The following is a 22,709-nucleotide window of genomic DNA, read 5'->3' as shown; positions in this document are numbered from 1 at the left end:
AATTTTGTCAATAGTCACAACTCAGGGTGACAGGCTCCTCAATACCAGCGATGACAGCAACACCACATCTGCCGCCGCTGTGGCCAGGTTATCCTGCAATTGCACCGGGCTGACATAAGGTCGAATGACCAGATAAGTGGCTTCCGCAGCTTCATCAAGAGGGGTTTTTCTTTCGAACTCTCCCGCCTGGCGCCCTTCCTGGAGGATTTGCACAATGACTTGCCGCAGACGTTGCTCATAAATTTCTGTTGAAGGCCATTTCTCACGGGAGGCAACCGCTGCGATGTCGTACAGCTTACGGTCTTCAAAGAATAAATCGCTGCCGGATTCAACCAGGCCTTTGAATAATCGCCTTATTTTTTCAGAAGCGGTCGGCGCATCCGCAATTGCAGCGCTGACAATGTTCATGATCATCGCCAGCCGGTTAGCGCAGATCACTTCACCGATTGCCTGCTTGGAATTGAAAAATTTATAGATGTAGGCCTTTGAAAAGCCTATCGCTTTAGCGAGGTCGGAGACGGTGGTTTTTTCATAACCATAGTGGCCGAAATGCTCAGTGGCAGCCTCAACAATTTGATCGCGGACACTATGATCCGAGGGGCCTCGTAACGGGTTTTCGTTCATATGTTTAGTCATTTTTTCAGCTTAGCGTAATGAAGCCCGATTGACAACGAGTGACCATTTGGTAATGTGGTCACAAATTAAATTCCACTCAAGGGTTATTCATGTTTCCCCTACGTACTCTTGTACTGATAGTCAGTGCCTGCATTCTTGCAGGCTGTACCGTCGGACCCGACTATTCTCGCCCTGAGGCACCCGTTGCGGAACACTATCAGGCGCTAGCGCAGCGCAGAGTATCCGAACCCACCCATGTCGCAACATGGTGGAAGGGCTTCGGCGATCCCCTGTTAAGTCAGTTCGTTTCAGATGCGCTCGCGCAAAACCTCGATCTCGCCCAGGCCTCCGCCAGAATGGTACAAACCCGTGCAGGGCTCGGAGCCGCAACAGCGGCACTGCTACCTTACGGAAGTGTCAGTGGGCAAGCGGCGCGCGCCGGGCAGTCGGTTGAAACACCATTGGGTCAGGTGGTCAGTTCAACGCCGGATTATAATCGCTACGGCAATTCATATGAAACCGATCTCAATGCAAGCTGGGAATTAGATCTGTTTGGCGGCCTGCGTCGTGCTCGTCAGGCTGCACTGGCCGATTACCAGGCTTCGGAGGCGGATGTCGCCGCAACACGTCTTGCTGTCGCAGCACAAACTGCGGATATCTATATCACCCTGCGTGGATTACAGACCCGTCTGGATATTGCGAATAAACGGGTCATCACACAACAACAACTGCTGGAAAAAATTCAGCTGTTGCACAGCAAAGGGCTGGCACCAGAATATCAGGTCCATCAGACAGAAGGTGCACTGGCACAGGTAAAGGCAACAGTACCGGTTCTGAGCAACGGGCTTGATGCCGCCATGAATGCGCTGGACGTCATGCTGGGTACGCCTCCCGGGACGCATCGCGCGCAGTTGGCTTCACCGGGGGCTATTCCTCATACACCAGCAATTACCGCAATGGGCACCCCGGCTGACCTGCTTCGCCGCAGACCCGATATTATGGTGGCCGAGCGTCATCTGGCCGCCTCAAGTGCCCGTATCGGCGTCGCTGTCAGCGAGTATTATCCAACGTTTTCCCTTAACGCGCTGCTTGGCAGCGCAACGGCAGTGTCAGGCAATAATCTTTTCACTGCGGGTGCCAGCCAGTCTGCAGGTGTGCTGGGATTACGCTGGCGGCTCTTTGACTTTGGTCGAATTAACGCGCAAATAGAACAGGCGAAAGGCCAGGAAGCAGAAGCACTTGCCGCTTATCGTCTGTCAGCGTTACGCGCAACGGAAGACGTTGAAAACGCCTTCTCGGCCCTGGTCAATCGCCAGACGCAGGCAGTTACACTGACCGGCGGTGAAACGGCCCTTGCCAGCGCCCGGCAATCATCTTTCATCGCATTTCAGCAAGGAACGACCAGCCTGATTGACGTACTGCATAACGACGAAACGCTTCTCCAGGCTTCCGATGCAAGAGCGCAGGCGCAGACAGAATCAGCCCGCGCAGCAGTGGCGGCATTCAGGGCGTTGGGCGGTGGCTGGCAATCTTCATTACCTGGCGAAATGGCAAATAAACCCGGGTAAAGGCGCTCACTCGCGTTATCCGCGAGAGCAACATTGTTTATTTAAATGAGCTTAACGGCAAAAAGGTGGCGATATGGTGCGAATAGGCATACTTGGGATAGATGATCTGACGGAAACTTTCCTGGTCGAATTGTTCCGCCTTTACCCTCATGCGCACGTTTTTCTTTCCGCTGGCGATGCTGAAAGTGCAAACCTGCTGGCAAGAAAGTTTCCCTGCTGGATTCAGGATAACTGGCAGGCCGTAGCCGATGAAGCCGATATTATTCTTGTCACCTGGGACATTACTCGCTCAGATAGTATTCAGAAAATCATTGAGTACCGGCAAACACAGTTGGTTCTTTTATTACATGCCAGTCCCTTATTTGATAACCATAATCCCTCACCCAAACAAGAACAAAAAATAAACGCGATGAACCAATACGTTGTGCTACACAATCTTTCGCCCGGTTTCCCTTTAACCGAAGAACAGGTTGATAACTATCTCTTTGTTCTTCGGGTTCAGTTGATGTCCATGAGGCTCATTCATCCTGATGGAAGGTGCTAATCTGCTGAAATGCTGAGAGTTTAGCGACGCGATGAGCGCGAACATGTCATCCGTCTGTTGGTTCCCGTTTTTTATGATGAGTTTTCGTGACCTGTGATAATGAACGGATATGCAGCTGTTCACAGCTTCCTGGATAGGTTTAATCATCGCATACCGCATTTTACGTTGACTGCTTCAATATGTTTTTCGATGTCAACAACGCACGGATTGTGAATGATGGGTAAATCGTTGAGAACGGCGTGGTTTTTGTTGTTTCTGTCATTTTGCTCAGTGGCTGGCTCTGTAGGTTCTTCTCCAGCTTTGATACATGGGCACAGTAGTTATGTCCGGCATTCGTCAGGTGAGGGGGATATTGCCGAAAACCCCGATGAGCACGTCCGGGAATCAACTGAGCAATTCTTCCGCAGGATCCAAAGTTGAAATCTTCAATTTCCTTAATGCCCGCTATTAGCGACCTGCCCACGGGCAGGTTTTTTTATTTCAGGTTCCGGGCTGTGAGACGATGAAAATGCCTTACAAATATACGTTTTTGTAACGGCGCCGAAACCTGCGCCGTTACAGAATAGTCAGAGCCCGCTCGGTCGCGGAACTTCAAAATAGTTACCATCAATATCGCGCGCATAATAATGACCGTCACGCACGTAATAGCGTTTGCCGTTAAAGTCCAGCACCTGTGCACCTGATGGGGAGGGCGTGGATGACGGTTTTTCAACCACCACATACTGCGTACCCTGTCTTTGGTAGTAAATACCGTTCACCAGATAGTAGGTTAATCCACCCAGCAATACTGTAGTGGCAATGTCCGGAAGAATGCTGAACCTGTCGCCTGGACGGGGGATATCATCCCGGCGTCCTCCATCAGGAAAACCATGCCCGCCATGCGGCTGAAAACCTGGCTCGGCAAGGGCTGTGGCTGAGCCGGCAGCAAACAATGTGATAGCAATCGCCAGTCTTTTCATCGGTCTCATCTTGTATTCCTTCCCTACAAAAGAGGCTAATTCCTCATCGGGTCGCCTATAGTGATGTATAAATGTGCAGGAATTTTGAAATTAGCCTGAACGATTGTAAGACAGTCTGTTTACGGGAACAGGCACAGTGCAGATAAGACCAATATGGGGCAATAAGGCCACCACCGTGGCCCTATTATTTTATTGCGGGGACGAGCTCAACCAGTCCGGGATCATCGTCGGATGAAGTGGCCTGGAAAAATAGTAACCCTGTGCTTCGTCACAGCCAAAATCCTTCAATATTTCTGCGGTTTCTGCATCCTCAACACCTTCGGCAAGCACGATATAATCCAGCTCTTTCAGCATGCTGATAATATTTTTAGCGATGATCTGGCTGCCTTTGTCATTGGCCACCCGGCTAATTAATGAGCGGTCAATTTTGATAATATCGATAGGGATTTTTCGCAAGTAGCTAATATTGCTATAACCTGCACCGAAATCATCGAGCAGAATTTTAAACCCGCGGACTTTGAGCATGTCCAGCTCATCAAGGGCGATCGGGCTTTCCAGCACTTTTTCGGTTTCGAGGCATTCAACCCGCAGGTCGGCGGTAGTCAGCCGGGCCCTGAAGATTTTTTCTTCAAGCGCATCCGCAAAGCCGGGTTTTGACAAATCACTGACGGAGACATTGACCGAGATCGGCATCGTGATGTTGTTTTGTCGCCATTCGACGAGCTGTTTAATGGCCCTGTCCACAACCCACTGCGTCAACCCCGCCATCAGGCTGGTGCGTTCAGCCAGGGCAATCAGCGTTGCGGGAGGAATATTCCCGAGCACCGGATGCTCCCAGCGTAAGAGTGCTTCTACGCCTACGGTTGTTCCGGTATGCAAACTGATCTTCGGTTGGTAAACCAGGTAAAGTTGCTCATCCGACTTTATTGCTTCGCCCAGGTCGTACAGCATCCTGAAATCGTGGTTCCGTTTTTGATCCATCTCCGGGTCGAATGCGTGAAGCGGAATATCCTGACGTATTGCTTCGTGCAGCGCGCTGATGGCCTGACGTAACGTGTCCTGCCCGGCCGTCTGGCCTGGTACAAAGTGAATAAACCCGGCGTGAGTTTTCAGAGGAATTTCGATATCGCCGGTAATTCTGGCGTGTGTTTGTGTCAAATGAGCGGCTTTATCCAGCAGCGTGGCAGACAGGCTCTTATTTACCAAAATGGCATAGCGCCCTGTGGAGAAAGCGTAAAGCGTTAACCCCGCGTCAAGCCCGAGGCGTACCTGCAATAACGTGGCAAAACTTTTCAGCATGCTTTCAACTGCCGTAAGGCCAAGGTAGCGCGAGAGCTCATATGCTCTGGACATATCAATGCAGTCAAACAGGATGAGCGTGTACTCTTCGGGTGTCGCTCTGGCAGCAATACGTTCAATTTCTTTGAGTAATGTTTGCCGGTTCGGCAGATACGTTAAGGCGTCTATTTTCCCCACGGAGTACCAGCACTCAAGGTAAGCCGCGGTGAATTCAGTAATGCGCAAGAAATCATCGATCTGTTCGCGGGAAGGGGTAACCGGGGAAGACTCACTCAGACATAGCGTACCTAATGTATGCCCTTCACGGGTTTTTATTGGCGCGACGGCATAAAAAATAACCGTGCCGTTTTGTACTACTGGATGTTCCGAAAAACGCGCATCCTGACGGGCATCCAGGCAGATAACCGGTTGATCCAGAGACAGAGAATGGCGGCACATTGTTTCTTCAAGCGGCACGCACCCGGCAAGCAAGGGGACGTTGTTCACGTATTTGATGTATTGAAATGCGTCATCAATAATCGTGACAAAACAACCGGAAACGCCCATTAACCGGCGCGCAAATTCAGCAAACTCACCCAGCACGTTGTCGCGTTCTTTATCTTCGCGTTTGAGCAATTCCAGTGCGGCAAGCCGTTGGGTTTCGTTGGTGCTGAGTCCGCTGAACATGGCATTCTCCCATCACGTGATGTTGGTGTTGCTGATTCTCTGCGTGCCGTTATCGCTTGAAACGCCACTCGTCTGAAATTTACATAAGCTTCATGATAGTATTGAAACCCGCGCGTATTTTGCCTGTCGAACAGCGTTATTCCTGTACAAGCCACATATCCGACTCGTCGAACATCTCTTCAAGCATCCGGTTCAGCTTTTCGCGATCGTTCTTACTGGCATCACTGTTCAGACCGTTTGCCTGCATCGGCTTAACACGCACCTCAGCATCAGGAAAGAGGCGTTGCACGCGTTTGGTCAGCTCGCTAAGGATAATTTCTTTCGCACCCGGTAATCCTTCAACATTACGCTTGTCATAGATTAGCTCAACAAACATCGATGATTCCTTTTTTACTGGTTAATTAACCGCATATTTATACTGTATATACAGTCAGTATTCAAGTGGGTGGCCAATCAACCGGCAAGTCGTTCTGCTTCGTAAATAATGATGTTAACTGGTTGATATAAAATGTTTTTGTGTGGTTATAATCTTTAATCGTGTGATTTTTACTGATTCGTACAAAAATCCCGCACGTGGCGGGATTTAATGAAGGTGTTTAAGCGTTAAGTTTTTTCTTTTTAAAATTCTCGTCATTTATCACATACTGAAATGAATCGAGGATCAGACCTGATATCCTTAGCACGTCTTCCGGGCGATCGAGATAAATTCTTGTTCCATCATGCTCCAGACCTGCCCTGGAGACTTCATTGACCGCAATTGGCGTCAATTCAATCGGTAATTGTATAGAAGATCGACTCTTCTTATCGTAATAGCGGACTATCCACCTGTTTGTTTTCCCTTGATAAAGAATACTGTAGTACGACTCGGTATCCTTGGGTTGAAGATCTTTTTCGGGACCAATAATGGAGACTATTTTTTCAAGCAATGAGCGTTCGTTATGGGTTGTGATAATGTTGGGATTGTCCGGATCAATATGATCTGCTTTCTCATCAATAGATATGGTTTCATCTATTCCCTGGCTTGCTAACTCTTCTCTGATTGGCTGGTGTGCCGACAAACCAGAAACAACCATTGCACTTACTGAGCGCTGGACAGCTTCTCTGACCAGCGGTGTGATTGAGTCAATGAATCGCTGATTGAGCTGTCGACCAATATTCGCGCGGGAAGCCACGTATCTCACGAATTCAGAATCAACATCTTTTAAACTTGAGCTGATAACTTTTGAGAATGAAGAAATATATACACTCTCTTCCGCAAGGGTACGAAGCGCTTCGGGCTTGAATTTATCATGTCGAAACCTGAATAGTTGCTCTGCATCAGCATCGGTTATGTCATCCATACTAATTCTGAGGAAGGGCGTTGGATCCATAATGTTTTTTTCCTGTAAATCAGTAAAAAAACGCCATTCTTGCCCATTAGTAATTGCGGATATCGTGACTTCGGGAGTGCAGTTAAAGTAGCGGGATAATTGGGGGCAGTGGTTATCAATTTTCTCTTTGTAAGGTTTTGCCTCAATAAACATTACGGGCACACCCTGGCAGAAAAGAGCGTAATCGACCCGCTCACCGGATTTTACTCCAGGAAAATCAGCACCATACTCAGCTCGTACTTTTTGTGGATCATATGAGTTAAAACCCAGAATATCTAAAAAGGGGAGGATCAGTGCTTGTTTCGTCGTTTCTTCGGTTGTGCAATGGATACCAACGTTTTTGACATGCTCAATATGATTTTTTAGTCTTAGCTTGAAGTTTTCCATTTTTTACCCGTAACCTTAGAGTGCCGCCACTCAAAGAGAATCAATGATTCCGCTTTGCAGATAACAAACCGATTGATACTTTTATTTCAGTCGTGAGCGAATAATTAAATACTTCGTTTCTCTATCTCTTGTGCTGTGAATTTAATACGTTGAAAATAACTAATCTCATCAATTGTTAAAGCACTCAATGATCCAGATCATCATTACTGATATGAGTGTTCACGGCCTACCTTTCTTTAGGCAGATTGATTGCGACGTAACATTTTCCTGCCAATTATCCTTCAAAAAACTCAATGCCTGGCAGGAAAACGCTGGAACATATTGAAAGGACGTCAGTGATACATTTCCGCCATCTGTGCCTGGTGCTTCACTCCCCGGTTTCGCACTGCGCTTTATGTTCACCGCCATATGGCGTATGTTAGCGCCGGTTATGTTGTTGTGGTGTTTTTTCAGGAGGATGTGTGTTTGCCGAGTATGGAGTTATCAGTTACTGGTCCTATTTTATTGGCGCTATTTTTATCATCCTGGTGCCGGGGCCGAATACCTTCTTCGTGTTGAAGACCAGCATCGCAGGTGGGTTGAAAAACGGTTATGTCGCGGCGAGCGGCGTGTTTATCGGTGATGCGGTATTGATGTTCCTCGCGTATGCGGGAGTCGCTACGCTTATCAAAACCACACCCGTGCTGTTCAATATTATCCGTTATCTGGGGGCGTTTTATCTTCTCTACCTCGGCATCAAAATGCTGTACAGCACCTTTGTGCGCAAGGTGCGGGAAGAGGGGGCGCATGACGTGCATAAAGGCGATATTTTCAAACGCTCGCTGGTGCTGAGCCTGACGAACCCGAAAGCGATCCTGTTTTACGTGTCGTTTTTTGTGCAATTTATCGACATTACTTATACCCGCCCCGGAACGGCTTTCTTCATTCTTGCCAGTACGCTGGAAATTATCAGCGTCTGCTATTTCAGTTTCCTGATCGTTTCCGGTTCCTATGTCACGCAATGGGTGAAGACACGGCAAAAATTAACCCGTCTGGGGAATTCCCTGATCGGCCTGATTTTTGTGGGGTTCGCGGCGCGCCTGGCCACGCTGCAATCCTGACCAGATACAAAAGAGGTTTCCTGCGGGGGGAAGCCTCTTTCGCTTTTATTGCCGCTACAGGTTGCCGTGCCGTTGCAACACGCCTTTTTCATCAAACACAAACAACATATTTTGCCCGCGTCCGTTCTGGCAAAAAATGCCATCGGCATTGGTTTTATCGGTGATCCCCTGGCAGGCCATATTGCTGACATAAGGCTTTAACTGGCATTTAAGCGTCTTGCCATCCTCAATGCGCAGGTTTCCGGAAGAGAGCGTTTCAGCTGTCGGGGCAGGGCAATGACCTTCCCCCCAGTTAATGCCATGATGCTTGTCAAATGCTGAACACCCTTGCAGTAACAACGCACCTGAAAACACGATCGCCAGGTCCTTGATTTTCATCCATGTCTCCTGTGGTTTTTTTGCTGGCTAAGCTTAAGCCAGCGAGGCTGAACTCGCCACCCGGAAACAAAAACCACGTCCGCAGACGTGGTTTTAAGGCTTCTTTATGCCGTCATTGCCGGCATGTGCGCCATGACAAACTCCAGCACTTTCTCGCCATCCATCGAAGCGAAAGGATAACTTTCGATCACCGCGATAGGCGCGGCATCATCAATCGCCTCTTTCAACTCATCCAGCTTATATTGAATATGCGGCGCAACCAGATAGCAGTCAAAAGCCGGCGCAACACTGGCAAAATTACTTACGCCAACGGCGCTTATCAACATCTGGTGCCCCTGCGCATCAGCGGCTTTTTGCATCTTTCTGGCCAACGCATTGGCGGTATTGCCGAACAGACAACAGATCAGTAACTTTTTCATAGGAATATCCTCATGGGAACTGTGCCTATATTCCCCCTGTAGATAGCGGGAAAATGTGTGCTGCATCCAGGTTTACATCGCTTTGGCTTCACTTAAATACGGAAATGGCTTCGGCCAGTCGAATGGCCTGCTGGTTAAGGCGTCCGGATGCTTCCGCGCTTTCCAGCACATGCTCTGCATTCTGATGCGTGATTTTATCCAGGTCTTCCACCGCCAGGCTCACTTCACTCAGCGCGGTAGCTTGTTCCGCCGTCGCGGCGCTAATATGCGCAATCAGAGTGGTGACATTTTGCACCTGCGCCACGATCTCCTTCATGGTTTTTCCGGCATCATCTGCCAGCCCGCTGCCTGAGCTGACATGGGTTACGCTGTTTTCAATCAGCTCTTTGATTTCGCTGGCGGCGCGGGCGCTACGCTGTGCGAGGCTACGCACTTCACCTGCCACAACGGCAAACCCTTTACCTTGCTCACCGGCACGAGCGGCTTCCACTGCAGCGTTTAATGCCAGGATATTCGTCTGGAAGGCAATGCTGTCAATAATGCTGGTGATGCTGGCAATCTGCCTGGAGCTGTCTGCGATAGCGGCCATCATCTCAATCATATGGTTCATCACCTGGCCCCCCTGGAGGGCGGCATCGCAGGTGCTTTCGGACAGGCGGGTAACTTCGGCGGCGGTTTCCCGGTTACTGCGCACCGTGGCGGTCATTTCATTCATGGTGGCTGCGGTTTGCTGCACGTTGGACGCGGCTTGTTCAGTCTGGCGGCTCAGGTCATCATTGCCTGCCCGCAGTGAATCAGACGATTTGAGTACGTTTTGTGCCTGGCCGCTGACATCGTTAACCAGCCAGCGAAACATCAACCCAAGCTGATTGATCGCGCGGAGCGTGACGCCCACTTCATCCACACGGTTGAGCTGCTCGACCTGATGCGTTGCACCGCTTGCCACCTGCAACGCCTGCTGGCAAAGCCGCTCAACCGGACGGACAATTTGATACTCCAGCCAGAGATCGATCAACAGCAGCAGCGCAGTCATAAAACCGGTGAATATTCCCTGGTGACCCGCTGTTAATGCGCTGCTCCATACCGCAAGCAGGCTGAGCAACAGCGTGACGATCAGTGCCGAACGTAACCGCCAGCGCAGGGGCATGGTGACGAACAGAGAGCGCCAGCTCATCAGACCCGTGTGGACAATCAATCCCTTGTGAAAACGCTTGCCTTTTGCCCGCCCCTCACGGAATTGACGATACACTTCCTCTGTTGCCGCCACTTCTTCCGGCCCTGGCCTGGTGCGAACAGACATATATCCCTGCACTTTGCCAGCACGTATCACCGGGATTGCGTTGGCGCGAACCCAGTAATGGTCGCCATTTTTACGGCGGTTTTTCACCAGCGCGGTCCACGGTTCTCCCTGCTTGAGCGTTGCCCACATATCGGCAAATGCCTCTTTGGGCATGTCCGGGTGACGCACCAGGTTATGCGGCTCTCCTTTGACCTCCTCCATAGAAAAACCGCTGACTTTTATAAACGCGTCATTGGCATAATTGATATAGCTGGCGGGGTCGGTAGTAGACATCAGCGTTGCATTATTATCGAAAACGTACTCTTTTTGTGTGACTGGCTCATTGTTGCGCATAGTGAGTATTCTCGAGAGAGGTCAGGGTCTGCTGATATATTGTAGTTACCCTATTGGGTTACGATACTATTTACTCAGTGCATTATTTTGGGGGCCATATCCTTTTGCAATACAGGCATAAAATAGAGATATCGAGCGTGCATTAAATTTCACTTTAGCACCGGAAATTATTTCTCCGCATGGAAGAAAAAAGCACAGTGGGTAACAAAAGTGTAAATGCGATTGCTCATTTTAACCCTATAAAATGTAGATGTTTTTATTATAGTATGTCCCTGAAAGATAATTTTTATTATGAAAGTTTTTTGTCATTCGACACACCGTGGTCGCCATTGCATGGGTTACCCGGACAGATATTTGTGCACGGGATCAAAAAGCTGTTGCCTGAGCGCTTGCAGCCTCACTAAAAATGGCGGCGACCATTCCCGAAACTACTATATTCAGCTAATCTGTGATCCCTACCAGCGAAAGGATTTTTCTTATGAAAGGTACTGTCGTTCATCATGAACACCGCATTGGCTTCATCGTTATTCGCGACGAAGAGGGCGAGTTTGCTATTGCTGAGCTGCTCGGGAAATACGATGTCGAAATGGGAGACGTCGTGTCCGGTAATCTGCATGCCAGCGGTGACGAGACATTATTTAACCAAACGCAAGATGAAGCGATGGAAGTTTCCATTAAGGGGCACGGATTGTCTGAGCACGATGCAATCAGCATGCTCTTGCGCACCCACTAACCACCTGTCAATAAAGCGCTTCACCCGAGCGCTTTACCTCTTTCTTCGCTCTTCACGGGCGTGGCGTTTTTTACATCGCGATCCGGCCGTAGCATTGCAGGATGCCATCTGTATAAGTCAGTGCGCTGATTTCTCCACTCGTTGTCCAGGCGGAATATATTTTCTGTTAACCGTGCCTGGGTTATTTCAGTTAATAAAATAACAGATTCTCACTTTCTTTAAAAAAACGTTAGCGGGATCAAAAACTGAAAAAATGGACGTTAATACGGGGAAAAAAGAGTGAGTAGAAAAGGAAATAAAGGATGGCAGTTTCGACATCAAAACTGCCAGCGAAGAATGTTGAGCTTGTTAAATCGTATATCCATCACATGCGTACTTTATAACCTGCGAGCAAAACGCAATCAAACGCAAATTTTTCTGCGGATAGATTGAGAAAATTGATGATCAGCGTATTAATTCATCGGGTCGCAATATTACCCCGCTCCGGCAAAATACCGGAAGCGAGGTTTAATGCGGATTACAGCGGGTTATGTTGCGCCCGCAGCTTGAAGATTTGCACCATCTCAAGCAAATTCTCTGCTTGTTGTTGCATGGCGTGCGCGGCAGCGGATGATTGCTGCGATAGCGTGGCGTTTTGTTGGGTGGCGGCGTCCATATGGGTAATGGCGACATGCACCTGGTCAATACCCACGCTCTGCTCTTTGCTGGCCAGTGAAATGGTTTCCACTAACTGGCTGACGCGTTCAACGCTCTGCACGATTTCTCCCATCGCGTTACCGGCGTTTTTCACCAGTGAATGACCTTCATCAATACGGTGCACCGAACGCTGGATCAATGCGCCAATCTCTTTTGCGGCGGTGGCGGAGCGCTGCGCAAGCGCGCGAACCTCTGCGGCGACAACGGCGAAACCGCGTCCTTCTGCCCCGGCCCGCGCCGCTTCCACCGCTGCGTTCAGCGCCAGAATATTCGTCTGAAAAGCGATGCTGTCGATCACGCCGATAATGCTGCTGATCTCCGTGGAGAGTTGGTTAATTTCACCCATGGTGCTCACCACTTGCTCGACCACTTCTCCGCCCTGATTCGCGACGCGGAAGGCCTCGCGGGTGATATCGCTGGCGACACGCGAGTTCTCGGCATTGTTTTTCACTACCGAAGTCAGCTCTTCCATCGACGCGGCTGTTTGTTCCAGTGCGCTGGCTTGCGCCTCATTACGGGAAGAGAGCTCGCGGCTGCCAGTGGCGATTTCCTGCGACGCGCCGGCAATGGTCTCTGTTCCGGAACGCACCCCGGCGACAATCCGCGTCAGGTTGCCGTTCATCTCTTGCAGAGCGCGCATCAGATCTGCGGTTTCATCCCGCCCGCTGATGGTGAAAGAGGATTGCAGGTCGCCGGAGGCCACATTGCGGGCGACTGACACCGCCTGCGCGAGCGGTTGGGTAATGCTGCGCACCAGCCACCAGGTAATTAACAAACCGACCAGCAGGGTCAATGTCATCACGATGATCAACATCAGGCGCGTTTGCTGGAAGTGATCGAGGTTACGTTCATCAGTTTGCTGGCGGATAACAGCTGCCTGTTTGAGCGTAGTGGCGACCATCTCATCGATCATCCGCGTCGGTTCACGATCGATACCGGTGACCAGGTGATCAACGCGCTGAGCGCTGGTGGCATCACCAATCGTGTACTGCTGTAATGCGGCGAGATACTGCTGCTCAAGGCTGGCATGCAGCGTGATGGTTTTCAGTGCTTCGGTGTTGGCAAGGCCTATTTCCGGCAGCAGTTCACTCAGGGTTTTGAGTAACGCCTGCGTTTTTTGGCTCTGCTCGACAAAGGCATTTTTGTATTTATCAAACACTTCCTGACTTTGTGCACCGCGCAGCAAGGTATTTTTCCACTCCTGTACCTGGATTTTGAACTGTACCTGCGCGTTGCGGGCAGTATCAATGCTGTCCGCAACCACCTTCTCCGTGGCCATAATGTGCTGGTTTTGCACTAATCCGCTGGCATTGATGGACAAGCCACGTATGCCAATAAACAGCGTTGCCAGCAAAAGCAGGGTTGCCAGAAATCCGAGCCGTTGCCCGATAGTAAGGTGGTTGAGTTTCATAACGCGTTACTTCCCATTGTCTGGTGAGGCGCAAAAACAGAGCGCACACCTGAATATCGACACGTTCTCAGGGAGGCTTTAACGGTGTTACAGGGGATAAAAAGACGAAAGTGGGGATAACGTATTGAGGTGAAATAGAATAAGGTCTTTATGACATTTTTGTGACATCGCCCGACTGCTGAGAAAGAGAACAGTCAGGCAATGCCAGCGGTCAGGAACCATACTGATGCTGTTCAGCGGCCATCTTTGCCAGCAGGCGGAATGGTTTGCTGTCTCCCAGCCAGCCCGGAATTTCTTCCGGTGAGAGCGGGCGCGAGAAAAAGTAGCCCTGAGCCTCATCACAACCGTACTCACCCAGCATGCGTGCGGTTTCCAGATCTTCGATCCCTTCCGCCAGCACCACATATTGCAACTCTTTCAGCATCATAATGACGTTACGGGCGATGATTCGGCTGCCGGGGTCGGTAGTGACCTGGCTGACCAGCGAACGGTCAAGTTTGATCACATCAATAGGAATGCGGCGCAGGTAGCTGATGTTGCTGTAACCGGCGCCAAAGTCATCCAGCAGGATGGTAAAGCCCAGCAGCTTGAGCCTGTCCAGCTCTTCCAGCGCCGGGTCGCTTTCCAGCACTTTCTCTGTTTCCAGACACTCAATACGCACGTCCGACGAATAGAGCCCTGCGGAAAGGAGATTCTGATGAAGTTCATCGGCAAAACCGGGGCGCGAAAAGTCACTGACCGTCACGTTAATCGAGACCGGCAACAGGATACCGTGTTGCTTCCAGACCTTAAGCTGAGCAATCACGGTTTTGATGACCCACTGGGTGAGATCCATCATTAACGTGGTCTTTTCCGCCAGCGCCACGATCACTGCCGGAGAGATATTCCCCAGTTGCGGATGCTTCCAGCGCAGCAACGCTTCCACACCTTCGGTTTTCCCGGTTCGTAGCGAAATCTTAGGTTGATAAACGAGGTAAAGTTGATTCGGGGACTTAATGGCTTCGCTAAGATCATACAGGAGTTTGAAATCTTTATTGCGCTTGTGATCGAGGATGGGGTTGAACTGCAACACCGGGATATCCTGGCGGATCGACTCGTGCAGCGCGCTAATGCCCTGGCGCACAATCTCCTGCGCGTTATCTTCCAACGGGGAAAACTTAACGTAACCGGCATGGATCTTCAGATTGATATCGATATCGCCGGCGACCTTGGCCTGAATACAGGGCAAACGCTTGGTCCGTTTCACCAGCTTCATTGCGTGGTCAATATCCACCAGCACGGCGTAGCGCGCGGTCGTAAAGGCGTACAGCATAACGGGCTCTTCCAGCTTCAGCTTCGAACGTAGCGAGGGGCCAAAGCTTTGTAGCAACTTTTCCAGCGCATCAAGCCCCAGATAGCGTGACAGCTCATAAGCGCGCGCCATGTCGATGCAGTCAAAGATCACCAACCCATAGCTGCCGCTCACTTTCTCGTGCGTCAGCCGTTCCATCTCTTTCATCAAAAACTGTCGGTTTGGCAGACCGGTCAGCGCATCCACCAGACCGGCGGCGTAACAGGATTCCAGAAAGACGGCGGCGAGAGAAGCAACGCGATGAAAGTTGGTTACCTGCCTGGAGGAGGGAACATAGGTCTCCGGGTGACTGACACACAATGTTCCGAGGACCACGCCGTCTTTATTGATCATTGGCGCGGAGGCGTAAAAAATAATATCGCCGCTTTTTACCAGCGGCTGGTAATTAAATCGATCATCAACCCGTGTATCGGAGCAAATAACCGTCTGGCACGCCCGCAGGGAATATTGGCACATCGTCTGTTCGATGCAAATCTGGACATGGTCGATGGGAATGTTTTTAACATATTTAATATATTGGTAATCGTCGTCGAATGTACTAATAAAGCATCCATCGACACCCATGACTTCACATGCCAGATTTGCAAACTCAGCAAGCGCTGCATCGCGGGGTTTATCTTGTTTACTCAACAGTTCCAGCGCTGCATGCCGTTTGCTTTCGCTTTTTTTCAGACCAGTGAACATAGCGAGCTCCTGCCCAAATAAATGAGACAACGGTGTTCTGCTCGGATGACGCCATCATATGCACGGGAAGTGAAGACGCAAAAATTAACTGCTCAGTATTACCACCAGCCGAATTGCGTTCCGGCAACGGCGACGATCGCCACAATAAGCATAATGATAGTTGTCTTTCTCACGAAAACTCCTTCACTGGCGATAATCGCCAGAAATCAATTGTATAAGAAATAGAAGAAAATGAGATTTTTCTCAAGCCATTCGCGACCTCAAATCTGCTTAGTTAAGGCGCTGAAAGGGTTTTTTTTCTTTGTTATTTTTTACCTGATACATCACTTCATCTGCGGCGCGCAACGCACCATCTTCATCCGTGAGATTCGGGTTGATTTCAATCACGCCAATGCTGGCGCCAGGGTAGAAAATGTGGATTTTCCCCAGCATATATTGCCCGCTAATCGACTTATCCAGACTCTTTTTTAGCGATGTGAGATGAAGCCTTTGTGGCTCCTCGAGCGGACCGCCAAGGCAGGCTATCAGGAACTCATCGCCACCGAGGCGACCGGCAATATCGTCTTTATCGCGTTCCTGCGCAATCCGCTGTCCCACTTCGATCAGGAACTGATCTCCTGCTTCGTGGCCGAGTTGATCGTTAATGACTTTAAAATTATCCAGATCGATAAACGCAATAAGGATGTAGCGCTTGCGGTTGCGGGCCTGTGCAAACAGCGCTGCCAGGTTATCGAAAATCGCCCGGCGATTTGGCAAACCGGTCAACGCATCGGTATACGAGTGGGCAATTAACGCGGCATTGGCTTCACGCAGTTGATTAACCAGATGCTCTTTTTCAATGGTGCGCGCAATCAGACCGGCGAACAGATGCAACACTTGCTCGCCGCGCACGCTGAGCGACTTCTTTGCATTACTGGCGGCGCACAATGTGCCGTACAGCGAGCCGTCTGCCAGCTGCACTGGCGTACTTAAATAGGTGGTGATGCCGAGTGCTTTCGCCGCTTCGCAATCTCCCCACATCGTCGCCACATCATTGCTGAACGGGCAGCCGTCATCCAGCGCGCGCTTGCACAAGCTGTCTCCCCACGGCAGGGAGAAGCCTTCCGGGATATTGAGCTGCTTCGTATTACGAGAGTAAACAATGTGTTGCAGGCGGGCGTCATCGTCAATTTTGGTCAGGTAAGTGGATTCCATATCCGTCACCATCTCCAGCATTTCCAGCAATTGGTGAACCAGGCTTTCCAGTGATTGCTCTTTTGAAAGGGTCTCAGAGACACGAGCAAGAATAAAATCCGACATGACGTTGGGCTCCTGTGTACAGACCCGCCATACACATTGATACAGGATATTTCGAGTGCGCGGTATTAAACCATGAAGCAGGTTATTTTTGTATACATCAGGCTGGGGGATCATTCAAATCGGAGGAGAACAAAAAAAGCCCCGTTGATGAAGCGGGGCAAAAAACTCATTGATTACGGAATGATGTTCTCTGGTCATGGGTGAGAACAGGGCACACTATAGGGGGCAAAAGTGCAGTAACGATGGAGAAATCATGGAGATGCCGCGTGTCATCTTCGCTCACAACCGGTCTGTGGCGACGTCATTTCGGCAAAGGTGAAAGGGGCGGGCATGATGGTTTCGCAATGGGTTGCCATCCGGATCGTGACAATAACCGCCTTGCCAGGGTACACTTCCAATTAAGAATTATCTTATTTTTTAGCGAATACGTGAGAGAAGTATGTTCCAGTTACGACCGGGCAGCCTGGCAATGGTGATCGGTGCCCAAACTGCCAATGGACGGGGCAATATCGGTAAATCAGTTGAACTGTTCGGGCTGTGTCAGCCGGGTGAACGCATGTTGAACCCGGTCAATGGCGTGATGACCGAATTGCCGCGCAACGCCACCCGCGCGCTGTGGCTGGTGACCGGCAATGTCACATCGTTTGACGGCCAGCACGGTTTTGCGTTTGTCCGTGCAGAACACCTGATGCCGCTGATGCCTGACAGCCAGCCGCAGGACGTGCTGGAACGCGTCATCGACTAAACCAGCGAACGCAGCCATTTCGCCAGCACTTCAGCGTGGTTTTGCTGCGTGTCCTTCGCCGCGTATAACAGCGTGACGGTGCTTTTTTTACCCCGCGCTGCCAGTTGTTTCCCTTGGTCCTGGTACGCCGCCAGTTCCTGATGATAGCTTTCACTGAAGGCGGCAAAATCGAGCGCCTCGCCGTGGAAGGCTTTGCGCAGCGCCGTCGACGGGGCCAGATCCTTATTCCACTCATCGTAGGGCAGGTCTGTTTTTTTCACGCCGCGCGGCCACAGTCTGTCGACCAGTACCCGGTAACCATCGCTGTCGGATGCGGCGTCATACACGCGTTTGCATTGGATCACTGACTTTTCTCCCTTTCGTTAACCCAGACGACCAGCGCCGGTAATTGCTCTGCGGAAAAAACGCGGATGCCATGTTGCTCCAGTAGCGCAGCGGCCACCCCCTTTCCGGGTTGCTGCGTGCCGCTGAAGGCACCGTTATAAATGAACTGGCTGCCGCAGGTGGGACTGCCATCGGTCAACAGCGCCGCGCTGCACTGCGCGTGTTGTGCCGCCTGTAGCGCCAGCCATGCCGCCAGTTGGTAATGCGCCGTCACATCGTGGCCGTTATTTTCGAGGATCCGTGCGCTACCGCGCATCACATCGGCCCCGTTGCCGCCGACGATTTCCGCCGGTCGTCGCGGAACCGCCAGGCCCGCAGCCAGCTCCGGGCAGTGGATGACCAGCCTGTTCTCCTGCTGCCAGTGCTGCAACGTCTCCTGTAATGCCGCTTTTTCACTGCCGTTGTAACGCACTTTAAAGCCCATCAGACAGGCGCTGACGAGGATTTTAGTCTGCTGCACGGGTTCCGCCACTGTGATTAACTCCGGTAAATCCGATTTTTCATATCAGATGCAATAACAGGCCTGCCGATTTTAAGGTGTTGTGATGACATTAAAAGACGGCTAATGTGATATTCCTTATGTTACTCGTTATTGGCTCCGGCATAAGGACACTTTCATGCAGCATATCCCTCCGAAGAAAACTCTCCGCATCGCGTTAATTGGCGACTATAACCATGACGTTGTCGCGCACCAGGCTATCCCGCTGGCGATTGACGATGCCGCCGCCGTGCTGGAGATCACCGCAGACTACGACTGGCTACCGACCAGTGAAATCAACAGTTATGAAGACCTGGTGGGCTATGATGCCATCTGGGTTGTCCCTGGAAGTCCTTATAAAAATGCCCGCGGCGCGTTTCTCGCCATCCAGTTTGCGCGGGAAAACGCCATTCCGTTCCTCGCCACCTGCGGCGGTTTCCAGCATGCGGTGATTGAGTATGCCCGCAATGTACTGGGCTGGGGCGATGCGGCGCACGCGGAAACTGACCACGAAGGTCGGATGGTTATCTCCGCGCTCAGTTGCGCGCTGGTGGATCAAACCGGCAACATTGAGCTGCGGCCCAATACGCTGATTGCCCGCGCGTATGGTCGCGAGATGATTGAAGAGGCCTACCGGTGCAATTTTGGGGTATCGCCGGAGTTTGCCCACGAACTGGAAAGCGGCAACCTGCGGGTGACCGGCTGGGATGAAGAGGGTGAAATCCGCGCGGTGGAACTGGTGACGCACCCGTTCTATGTTGCGACGCTGTTCCAGCATGAGCGCGCTGCGCTTGCCGGGCGACCGGTACCGCTCGTGCAGGCGATGCTGCACGCGGCGTGCGAATAATAAGAAGAACAGGCCTGCGGGCCTGTTTTTTTATGCGCGCCTTACGGGTTAACCCCTTCCTGATCACGACCCGCCAGCGCGCCGCACACCGCCATCACCACCGATAACAGCGCGCAGAGCAGCAGCGGAATATGCCAGTCACCGCTGGCGTCGTGGATTTTCCCCATTAACGGCGGCCCGCAGGCGGCCAGCAAATACCCGACCGATTGCGCCATCCCGGAAAGGGCGGCGGCCTGGTGCGCAGAGTGGGCGCGCAGGCCGATAAACGTCAGCCCGAGGATCATTGTGGCGCCGGATCCGAAGCCAAACACCACGACCCATAGCGCCGCATGGCCGGGCAGCAACCACAATCCCAGCGAACCAGCGGCGCACATCAGCGCCACCAGCGCGGCGATCCCACGGTGATCGTTCAGACGAGGCAGGATCAGCGGTACCAGCAAGCCGGGGGCGGCAGTGGCTAACTGCAAAATACCGTGTAGCGAACCCGCCTGCATCTCGCTAAAGCCCAGCGTGGTCAGAATCGACGGTAACCAGCCAATCACGATGTAATAAATTAACGAGTTGATCCCCAGAAACAGCGTAAGTTGCCACGCCAGCGCCGATCGCCAGATCCCGCGGCTGTGCAATGCACCGGATTGGCTCAGGTTGGCGGCAGCGCCATAGCGTAATGCGGGTAACCAGAGCACCATCGCCAGCAACGGAAATACCATCAGTGCCAGCAATGCGCCCTGCCAGCCTGCGCCCTGTTCCGCCAGCGGCACGACGGCGGCGGAACCCAGTGCGGCGGCTGCGCCCATGGTCAGGGAATACGCGCCGGTGAGTTTTGCCACATGTCCGGCGAAGTCACGCTTGATCATTCCCGGCAACAGCACGTTTCCCAGCGCAATACCGCAACCAATAATCGCGGTGCCAACAAACAGCAGAACGGGAGAAGGGAGAGAGCGAAGGGCAATCCCGGCGCTAATCAGCACCAGCGCGGCAAACAGGCTGCGTTCCATACCAAAACGACGGGCGACGCCAGCCGCCAGCGGCGATATCAGCGCAAAGGCCAGCAGCGGCAGGGTGGTGAGCAGACCGGTCTGCGCCGTGGTGAGCCCATATTCTGCGCGAATGGCATCCAGTAACGGAGCCGCGCCGGTAAAGGTGACGCGGAGGGTGGTCGCTATCATCAGGATCCCGGCAATCAGCAGGGCGCCTTGTTTACCACGGGAAGGAAGAGAAAGGGTCATTGGGTTCTCAGAATGAAAAACAGAGGCTTACGATAACGATTTTTTCTCCTGTTTGAATCAAGCTAAAATGACAGTTTATCGCTAAATTCGGACAAATTTATGCACGGACTCGGCCTTGGCGGTTACGATCCTGATAGCCAGCAGGAGGCGGCGGTGGCATTCGGCATTACCGTCAATGAAGATGAGCAGCGGATCCCGGCGCACTGTCATCGCAAGGGGCAACTGATTCTGGCGCTGAAAGGGGCGATCACCTGTGAGGTTGAGCATGCTCGCTGGATGGTGCCGCCGCATCATGCAATGTGGTTACCGGGTCTTGTTCCCCACAGCAACCGCGCCACGCCGGGGGCGCAACTCTATTTTTTGTTTATCGAACCCTGGTCGGTGGTGATGCCGCAGCACTGCTGCACATTAAAAACCTCCTCGCTGGTGCGTGAGCTTATTGTCGCCCTGGCGTCACGTTCTCCTGCGCAGCGGCGGCAGCCCGCCACGCAACGGCTGGTGCAGGTGCTGTTTGATGAGTTGCCGGAACAACCGCAAATGCAGCTACAGTTGCCGGTGTCGTCGCACCCGAAGATTTATCAGATGGTGGAGAGCATGGAAGCCGACCCGGCTGGCAGACAAACGCTGACGCAGTGGGCGCAGACGTTCGCTATGAGCGAGAGAAACCTGGCGCGGCTGGTGGTGAAAGAGACGGGTTTAAGCTTTCGTCGCTGGCGGCATCAAATGCAGTTGATCCTTGCGCTGCGCTTGCTGATTGGCGGCCAGTCGGTACAGCAAATAGCACACACGTTAGGGTATGACTCGACGACGGCGTTTATCACCATGTTTAAAAAAGGGCTCGGGCAGACGCCGGGTCGTTACCTGAGCGGCCTGGGGGGCGCGTAACATTTCCTGCTGCCTATTCCTTTATTTTTGTAAGGGTTAGGCAGGTTTATGCTGGCAGGTGATGAAAGATAAGTTGTTAGTATGGGTGAAATGGTTTTAATAACTTTTTCAGATAATCAATGCACTTTTTGATATTTGTCTGATGAATGGGGTTGTGTGAATTTAGCGCTGAAATCAACACAATAACAGGGCGTAAGGATCAGCATGGCAACCTCATTACACACAACAAAAATCGGTGCATTTAGCGCACTGGCGCTGCTTTCAGCGCTCTCTTTTTCCGCACATGCGGACAAACTGGCCGATATCAAAGCCGCTGGCGTGGTTAAAATCGCCACCTTCGATGCGAACCCGCCGTTTGGTGCCATCGACCCGAAAACCCACGATATCGTCGGTTATGATGTGGACTTCGCGAAAGCGCTGGCAAAAAGCCTCGGCGTAAAACTGCAACTGGTGGCGACCAACCCGGCGAACCGTATTCCGCTGTTGCAATCCGGCAAAGTGGATCTGATCGTTGCGGATATCACCATCACGCCTGAACGTGCGCAGGTGATCGACTTCTCAACACCCTATTTTGTTACCGGACAGCAGTTCCTGGTGCCCGCTACGGCAGCAGACAAACTGGATGCGTACAGCAAAGCGCGCATTGGCGCGGTGAAAGGCACGACTGGCGAGCAGGCACTGCATCAGCGTTTCCCGCAATCCCGCGTACTGGCGTATGACGATATTCCGCTGGCCTTAACCGCGCTGCGTAACGGTAACGTGCAGGCGATCACCCAGGACAGCACCATTCTTGCCGGTTTGCTGGCGGAAGCGCCGGACAAGGCCAAATTCAAAATCCTGCCGGATCTGCTGTCGAAAGAAGAGATTGGCGTAGGCGTCAGTAAAGGTGAACCCGCACTGCTGAAAGCGGTGAACGATGAGCTGGTTAACCTTGAGAAAAACGGTGAAGCCGCGAAAATCTACGATACCTGGTTTGGTCCGCAAACCAAAACGCCGGCTCCGCGCAGCTTTACGATAGAAGCGAAGTAA

23 protein-coding genes are annotated in these 22,709 nt (G+C 51.7%); 8 read left to right on the top strand and 15 right to left on the bottom strand.

The genetic code is table 11. From position 1 onward, the window contains the following. Positions 1–21 precede the first annotated feature (21 nt). On the bottom strand, positions 22–636 hold the full coding sequence (locus ACQ3G7_RS15060; protein ID WP_430890415.1) for a TetR/AcrR family transcriptional regulator: 615 nt from the start codon (positions 634–636) through the stop codon (positions 22–24). 89 nt (positions 637–725) lie between these two features. Between ACQ3G7_RS15060 and ACQ3G7_RS15055 the strand changes: the two genes are divergently transcribed. Both ACQ3G7_RS15055 and ACQ3G7_RS15050 read left to right on the top strand, forming a co-directional pair. Further along, positions 726–2,183 (top strand): efflux transporter outer membrane subunit, encoded by a 1,458-nt coding sequence (locus ACQ3G7_RS15055; protein WP_430890414.1) that lies wholly within the window; start codon positions 726–728, stop codon positions 2,181–2,183. Positions 2,184–2,256: 73 nt separating this feature from the next. Then, on the top strand, positions 2,257–2,727 hold the full coding sequence (locus ACQ3G7_RS15050; protein WP_430890413.1) for a hypothetical protein: 471 nt from the start codon (positions 2,257–2,259) through the stop codon (positions 2,725–2,727). Positions 2,728–3,293: 566 nt separating this feature from the next. Here ACQ3G7_RS15050 and ACQ3G7_RS15045 read toward each other — a convergent pair. The 4 genes from ACQ3G7_RS15045 to ACQ3G7_RS15030 all read right to left on the bottom strand — a co-directional run bounded on the left by ACQ3G7_RS15045 (position 3,294) and on the right by ACQ3G7_RS15030 (position 7,408). Next, entirely contained in the window at positions 3,294–3,695 is a 402-nt protein-coding gene (locus ACQ3G7_RS15045; protein ID WP_430890412.1) for a DUF6515 family protein, read from the bottom strand. A gap of 180 nt (positions 3,696–3,875) precedes the next feature. Continuing rightward, complete coding sequence (locus ACQ3G7_RS15040; RefSeq protein ID WP_430890411.1) at positions 3,876–5,651, bottom strand: EAL domain-containing protein; 1,776 nt, start codon at positions 5,649–5,651, stop codon at positions 3,876–3,878. A 136-nt stretch (positions 5,652–5,787) separates the two neighbouring features. Next, positions 5,788–6,027, bottom strand: coding sequence for a DinI family protein (locus ACQ3G7_RS15035; RefSeq protein ID WP_263097074.1), 240 nt, complete (start codon positions 6,025–6,027; stop codon positions 5,788–5,790). Positions 6,028–6,247: 220 nt separating this feature from the next. Beyond that, complete coding sequence (locus tag ACQ3G7_RS15030; protein WP_430890410.1) at positions 6,248–7,408, bottom strand: type I restriction endonuclease; 1,161 nt, start codon at positions 7,406–7,408, stop codon at positions 6,248–6,250. 461 nt (positions 7,409–7,869) lie between these two features. Here ACQ3G7_RS15030 and leuE point away from each other — a divergent pair, with 461 nt between their 5' ends. After that, positions 7,870–8,508 carry a leucine efflux protein LeuE gene (gene leuE / locus ACQ3G7_RS15025; RefSeq protein ID WP_263097072.1) on the top strand — a complete coding sequence of 213 codons (639 nt, stop codon included), beginning with the start codon at positions 7,870–7,872 and terminating at the stop codon, positions 8,506–8,508. Positions 8,509–8,562: 54 nt separating this feature from the next. Here the strand turns inward: leuE and ACQ3G7_RS15020 are convergent, their stop codons facing one another. The 3 genes from ACQ3G7_RS15020 to ACQ3G7_RS15010 all read right to left on the bottom strand — a co-directional run bounded on the left by ACQ3G7_RS15020 (position 8,563) and on the right by ACQ3G7_RS15010 (position 10,938). Continuing rightward, positions 8,563–8,886 (bottom strand): hypothetical protein, encoded by a 324-nt coding sequence (locus ACQ3G7_RS15020; RefSeq protein WP_430890409.1) that lies wholly within the window; start codon positions 8,884–8,886, stop codon positions 8,563–8,565. A 104-nt stretch (positions 8,887–8,990) separates the two neighbouring features. After that, entirely contained in the window at positions 8,991–9,305 is a 315-nt protein-coding gene (locus tag ACQ3G7_RS15015; protein ID WP_430890408.1) for a PTS sugar transporter subunit IIB, read from the bottom strand. Between the two features lie 88 nt (positions 9,306–9,393). After that, complete coding sequence (locus ACQ3G7_RS15010; protein WP_430890407.1) at positions 9,394–10,938, bottom strand: methyl-accepting chemotaxis protein; 1,545 nt, start codon at positions 10,936–10,938, stop codon at positions 9,394–9,396. A gap of 478 nt (positions 10,939–11,416) precedes the next feature. Here ACQ3G7_RS15010 and ACQ3G7_RS15005 point away from each other — a divergent pair, with 478 nt between their 5' ends. Then, a complete protein-coding gene (locus tag ACQ3G7_RS15005) occupies positions 11,417–11,671 on the top strand; it encodes a hypothetical protein (RefSeq protein ID WP_263097067.1) in 255 nt (84 codons plus the stop codon). Between the two features lie 517 nt (positions 11,672–12,188). Here ACQ3G7_RS15005 and ACQ3G7_RS15000 read toward each other — a convergent pair. From ACQ3G7_RS15000 to ACQ3G7_RS14985, 4 genes are all read right to left on the bottom strand, one after another. Continuing rightward, on the bottom strand, positions 12,189–13,778 hold the full coding sequence (locus ACQ3G7_RS15000) for a methyl-accepting chemotaxis protein (protein WP_430890406.1): 1,590 nt from the start codon (positions 13,776–13,778) through the stop codon (positions 12,189–12,191). A 211-nt stretch (positions 13,779–13,989) separates the two neighbouring features. Beyond that, positions 13,990–15,813, bottom strand: a complete 1,824-nt coding sequence (locus tag ACQ3G7_RS14995; protein WP_430890405.1) for a sensor domain-containing diguanylate cyclase — start codon at positions 15,811–15,813, stop codon at positions 13,990–13,992. 98 nt (positions 15,814–15,911) lie between these two features. Then, positions 15,912–15,965 (bottom strand): hypothetical protein, encoded by a 54-nt coding sequence (locus ACQ3G7_RS14990; protein ID WP_071890698.1) that lies wholly within the window; start codon positions 15,963–15,965, stop codon positions 15,912–15,914. A 118-nt stretch (positions 15,966–16,083) separates the two neighbouring features. Continuing rightward, positions 16,084–17,112: a sensor domain-containing diguanylate cyclase gene (locus ACQ3G7_RS14985; protein ID WP_430890404.1), complete on the bottom strand. Its 1,029-nt coding sequence runs from the start codon at positions 17,110–17,112 to the stop codon at positions 16,084–16,086. A 439-nt stretch (positions 17,113–17,551) separates the two neighbouring features. Between ACQ3G7_RS14985 and ACQ3G7_RS14980 the strand changes: the two genes are divergently transcribed. Beyond that, positions 17,552–17,857, top strand: coding sequence for a hypothetical protein (locus ACQ3G7_RS14980; protein ID WP_263097062.1), 306 nt, complete (start codon positions 17,552–17,554; stop codon positions 17,855–17,857). Here ACQ3G7_RS14980 and ACQ3G7_RS14975 read toward each other — a convergent pair. Together ACQ3G7_RS14975 and ACQ3G7_RS14970 are read right to left on the bottom strand one after the other, a co-directional pair. After that, the gene (locus ACQ3G7_RS14975) at positions 17,854–18,201 is read right to left on the bottom strand and encodes a DUF488 domain-containing protein (protein WP_430890403.1); all 348 of its coding nucleotides are present in this window, start codon (positions 18,199–18,201) and stop codon (positions 17,854–17,856) included. The genes ACQ3G7_RS14980 and ACQ3G7_RS14975 overlap by 4 nt on opposite strands. Further along, positions 18,198–18,665: a 2-thiouracil desulfurase family protein gene (locus ACQ3G7_RS14970; protein WP_430890450.1), complete on the bottom strand. Its 468-nt coding sequence runs from the start codon at positions 18,663–18,665 to the stop codon at positions 18,198–18,200. The genes ACQ3G7_RS14975 and ACQ3G7_RS14970 overlap by 4 nt, the downstream gene beginning before the upstream one ends. 193 nt (positions 18,666–18,858) lie before the next feature. On the opposite strand from ACQ3G7_RS14970, the gene ACQ3G7_RS14965 reads away from it, so the two are divergent. Further along, positions 18,859–19,566, top strand: coding sequence for a CTP synthase C-terminal region-related (seleno)protein (locus ACQ3G7_RS14965; protein ID WP_430890402.1), 708 nt, complete (start codon positions 18,859–18,861; stop codon positions 19,564–19,566). Between the two features lie 41 nt (positions 19,567–19,607). Here ACQ3G7_RS14965 and ACQ3G7_RS14960 read toward each other — a convergent pair whose 3' ends face one another. After that, complete coding sequence (locus ACQ3G7_RS14960; protein WP_430890401.1) at positions 19,608–20,795, bottom strand: CynX/NimT family MFS transporter; 1,188 nt, start codon at positions 20,793–20,795, stop codon at positions 19,608–19,610. 99 nt (positions 20,796–20,894) lie between these two features. Between ACQ3G7_RS14960 and ACQ3G7_RS14955 the strand changes: the two genes are divergently transcribed. Together ACQ3G7_RS14955 and ACQ3G7_RS14950 are read left to right on the top strand one after the other, a co-directional pair. After that, complete coding sequence (locus ACQ3G7_RS14955; RefSeq protein ID WP_430890400.1) at positions 20,895–21,680, top strand: AraC family transcriptional regulator; 786 nt, start codon at positions 20,895–20,897, stop codon at positions 21,678–21,680. Positions 21,681–21,884: 204 nt separating this feature from the next. Then, positions 21,885–22,709: an ABC transporter substrate-binding protein gene (locus ACQ3G7_RS14950; protein WP_263097056.1), complete on the top strand. Its 825-nt coding sequence runs from the start codon at positions 21,885–21,887 to the stop codon at positions 22,707–22,709.

Source organism: Kosakonia sp. N21, assembly GCF_050587465.1.
Taxonomy (GTDB): domain Bacteria; phylum Pseudomonadota; class Gammaproteobacteria; order Enterobacterales; family Enterobacteriaceae.
Note: the sequence above shows the minus strand (reverse complement) of the source record. Positions and strands in the feature narration are given on the sequence as shown.

Excerpts from the sequence above, each read along its gene's own strand:
- ACQ3G7_RS14960 (WP_430890401.1), bottom strand. The coding sequence starts at position 20,795 with ATGACCCTTTCTCTTCCTTCCCGTGGTAAACAAGGCGCCCTGCTGATT.
- ACQ3G7_RS15045 (WP_430890412.1), bottom strand. The coding sequence starts at position 3,695 with ATGAGACCGATGAAAAGACTGGCGATTGCTATCACATTGTTTGCTGCC.
- ACQ3G7_RS15015 (WP_430890408.1), bottom strand. The coding sequence starts at position 9,305 with ATGAAAAAGTTACTGATCTGTTGTCTGTTCGGCAATACCGCCAATGCG.
- ACQ3G7_RS14985 (WP_430890404.1), bottom strand. The coding sequence starts at position 17,112 with ATGTCGGATTTTATTCTTGCTCGTGTCTCTGAGACCCTTTCAAAAGAG.
- ACQ3G7_RS15005 (WP_263097067.1), top strand. The coding sequence starts at position 11,417 with ATGAAAGGTACTGTCGTTCATCATGAACACCGCATTGGCTTCATCGTT.
- ACQ3G7_RS14950 (WP_263097056.1), top strand. The coding sequence starts at position 21,885 with ATGGCAACCTCATTACACACAACAAAAATCGGTGCATTTAGCGCACTG.
- ACQ3G7_RS15035 (WP_263097074.1), bottom strand. The coding sequence starts at position 6,027 with ATGTTTGTTGAGCTAATCTATGACAAGCGTAATGTTGAAGGATTACCG.
- ACQ3G7_RS15055 (WP_430890414.1), top strand. The coding sequence starts at position 726 with ATGTTTCCCCTACGTACTCTTGTACTGATAGTCAGTGCCTGCATTCTT.
- ACQ3G7_RS15000 (WP_430890406.1), bottom strand. The coding sequence starts at position 13,778 with ATGAAACTCAACCACCTTACTATCGGGCAACGGCTCGGATTTCTGGCA.
- ACQ3G7_RS14995 (WP_430890405.1), bottom strand. The coding sequence starts at position 15,813 with ATGTTCACTGGTCTGAAAAAAAGCGAAAGCAAACGGCATGCAGCGCTG.
- ACQ3G7_RS14970 (WP_430890450.1), bottom strand. The coding sequence starts at position 18,665 with ATGGGCTTTAAAGTGCGTTACAACGGCAGTGAAAAAGCGGCATTACAG.
- ACQ3G7_RS14980 (WP_263097062.1), top strand. The coding sequence starts at position 17,552 with ATGTTCCAGTTACGACCGGGCAGCCTGGCAATGGTGATCGGTGCCCAA.
- ACQ3G7_RS15060 (WP_430890415.1), bottom strand. The coding sequence starts at position 636 with ATGACTAAACATATGAACGAAAACCCGTTACGAGGCCCCTCGGATCAT.
- ACQ3G7_RS15020 (WP_430890409.1), bottom strand. The coding sequence starts at position 8,886 with ATGAAAATCAAGGACCTGGCGATCGTGTTTTCAGGTGCGTTGTTACTG.
- ACQ3G7_RS14965 (WP_430890402.1), top strand. The coding sequence starts at position 18,859 with ATGCAGCATATCCCTCCGAAGAAAACTCTCCGCATCGCGTTAATTGGC.
- ACQ3G7_RS15030 (WP_430890410.1), bottom strand. The coding sequence starts at position 7,408 with ATGGAAAACTTCAAGCTAAGACTAAAAAATCATATTGAGCATGTCAAA.
- ACQ3G7_RS15050 (WP_430890413.1), top strand. The coding sequence starts at position 2,257 with ATGGTGCGAATAGGCATACTTGGGATAGATGATCTGACGGAAACTTTC.
- ACQ3G7_RS15040 (WP_430890411.1), bottom strand. The coding sequence starts at position 5,651 with ATGTTCAGCGGACTCAGCACCAACGAAACCCAACGGCTTGCCGCACTG.
- ACQ3G7_RS14955 (WP_430890400.1), top strand. The coding sequence starts at position 20,895 with ATGCACGGACTCGGCCTTGGCGGTTACGATCCTGATAGCCAGCAGGAG.
- ACQ3G7_RS15010 (WP_430890407.1), bottom strand. The coding sequence starts at position 10,938 with ATGCGCAACAATGAGCCAGTCACACAAAAAGAGTACGTTTTCGATAAT.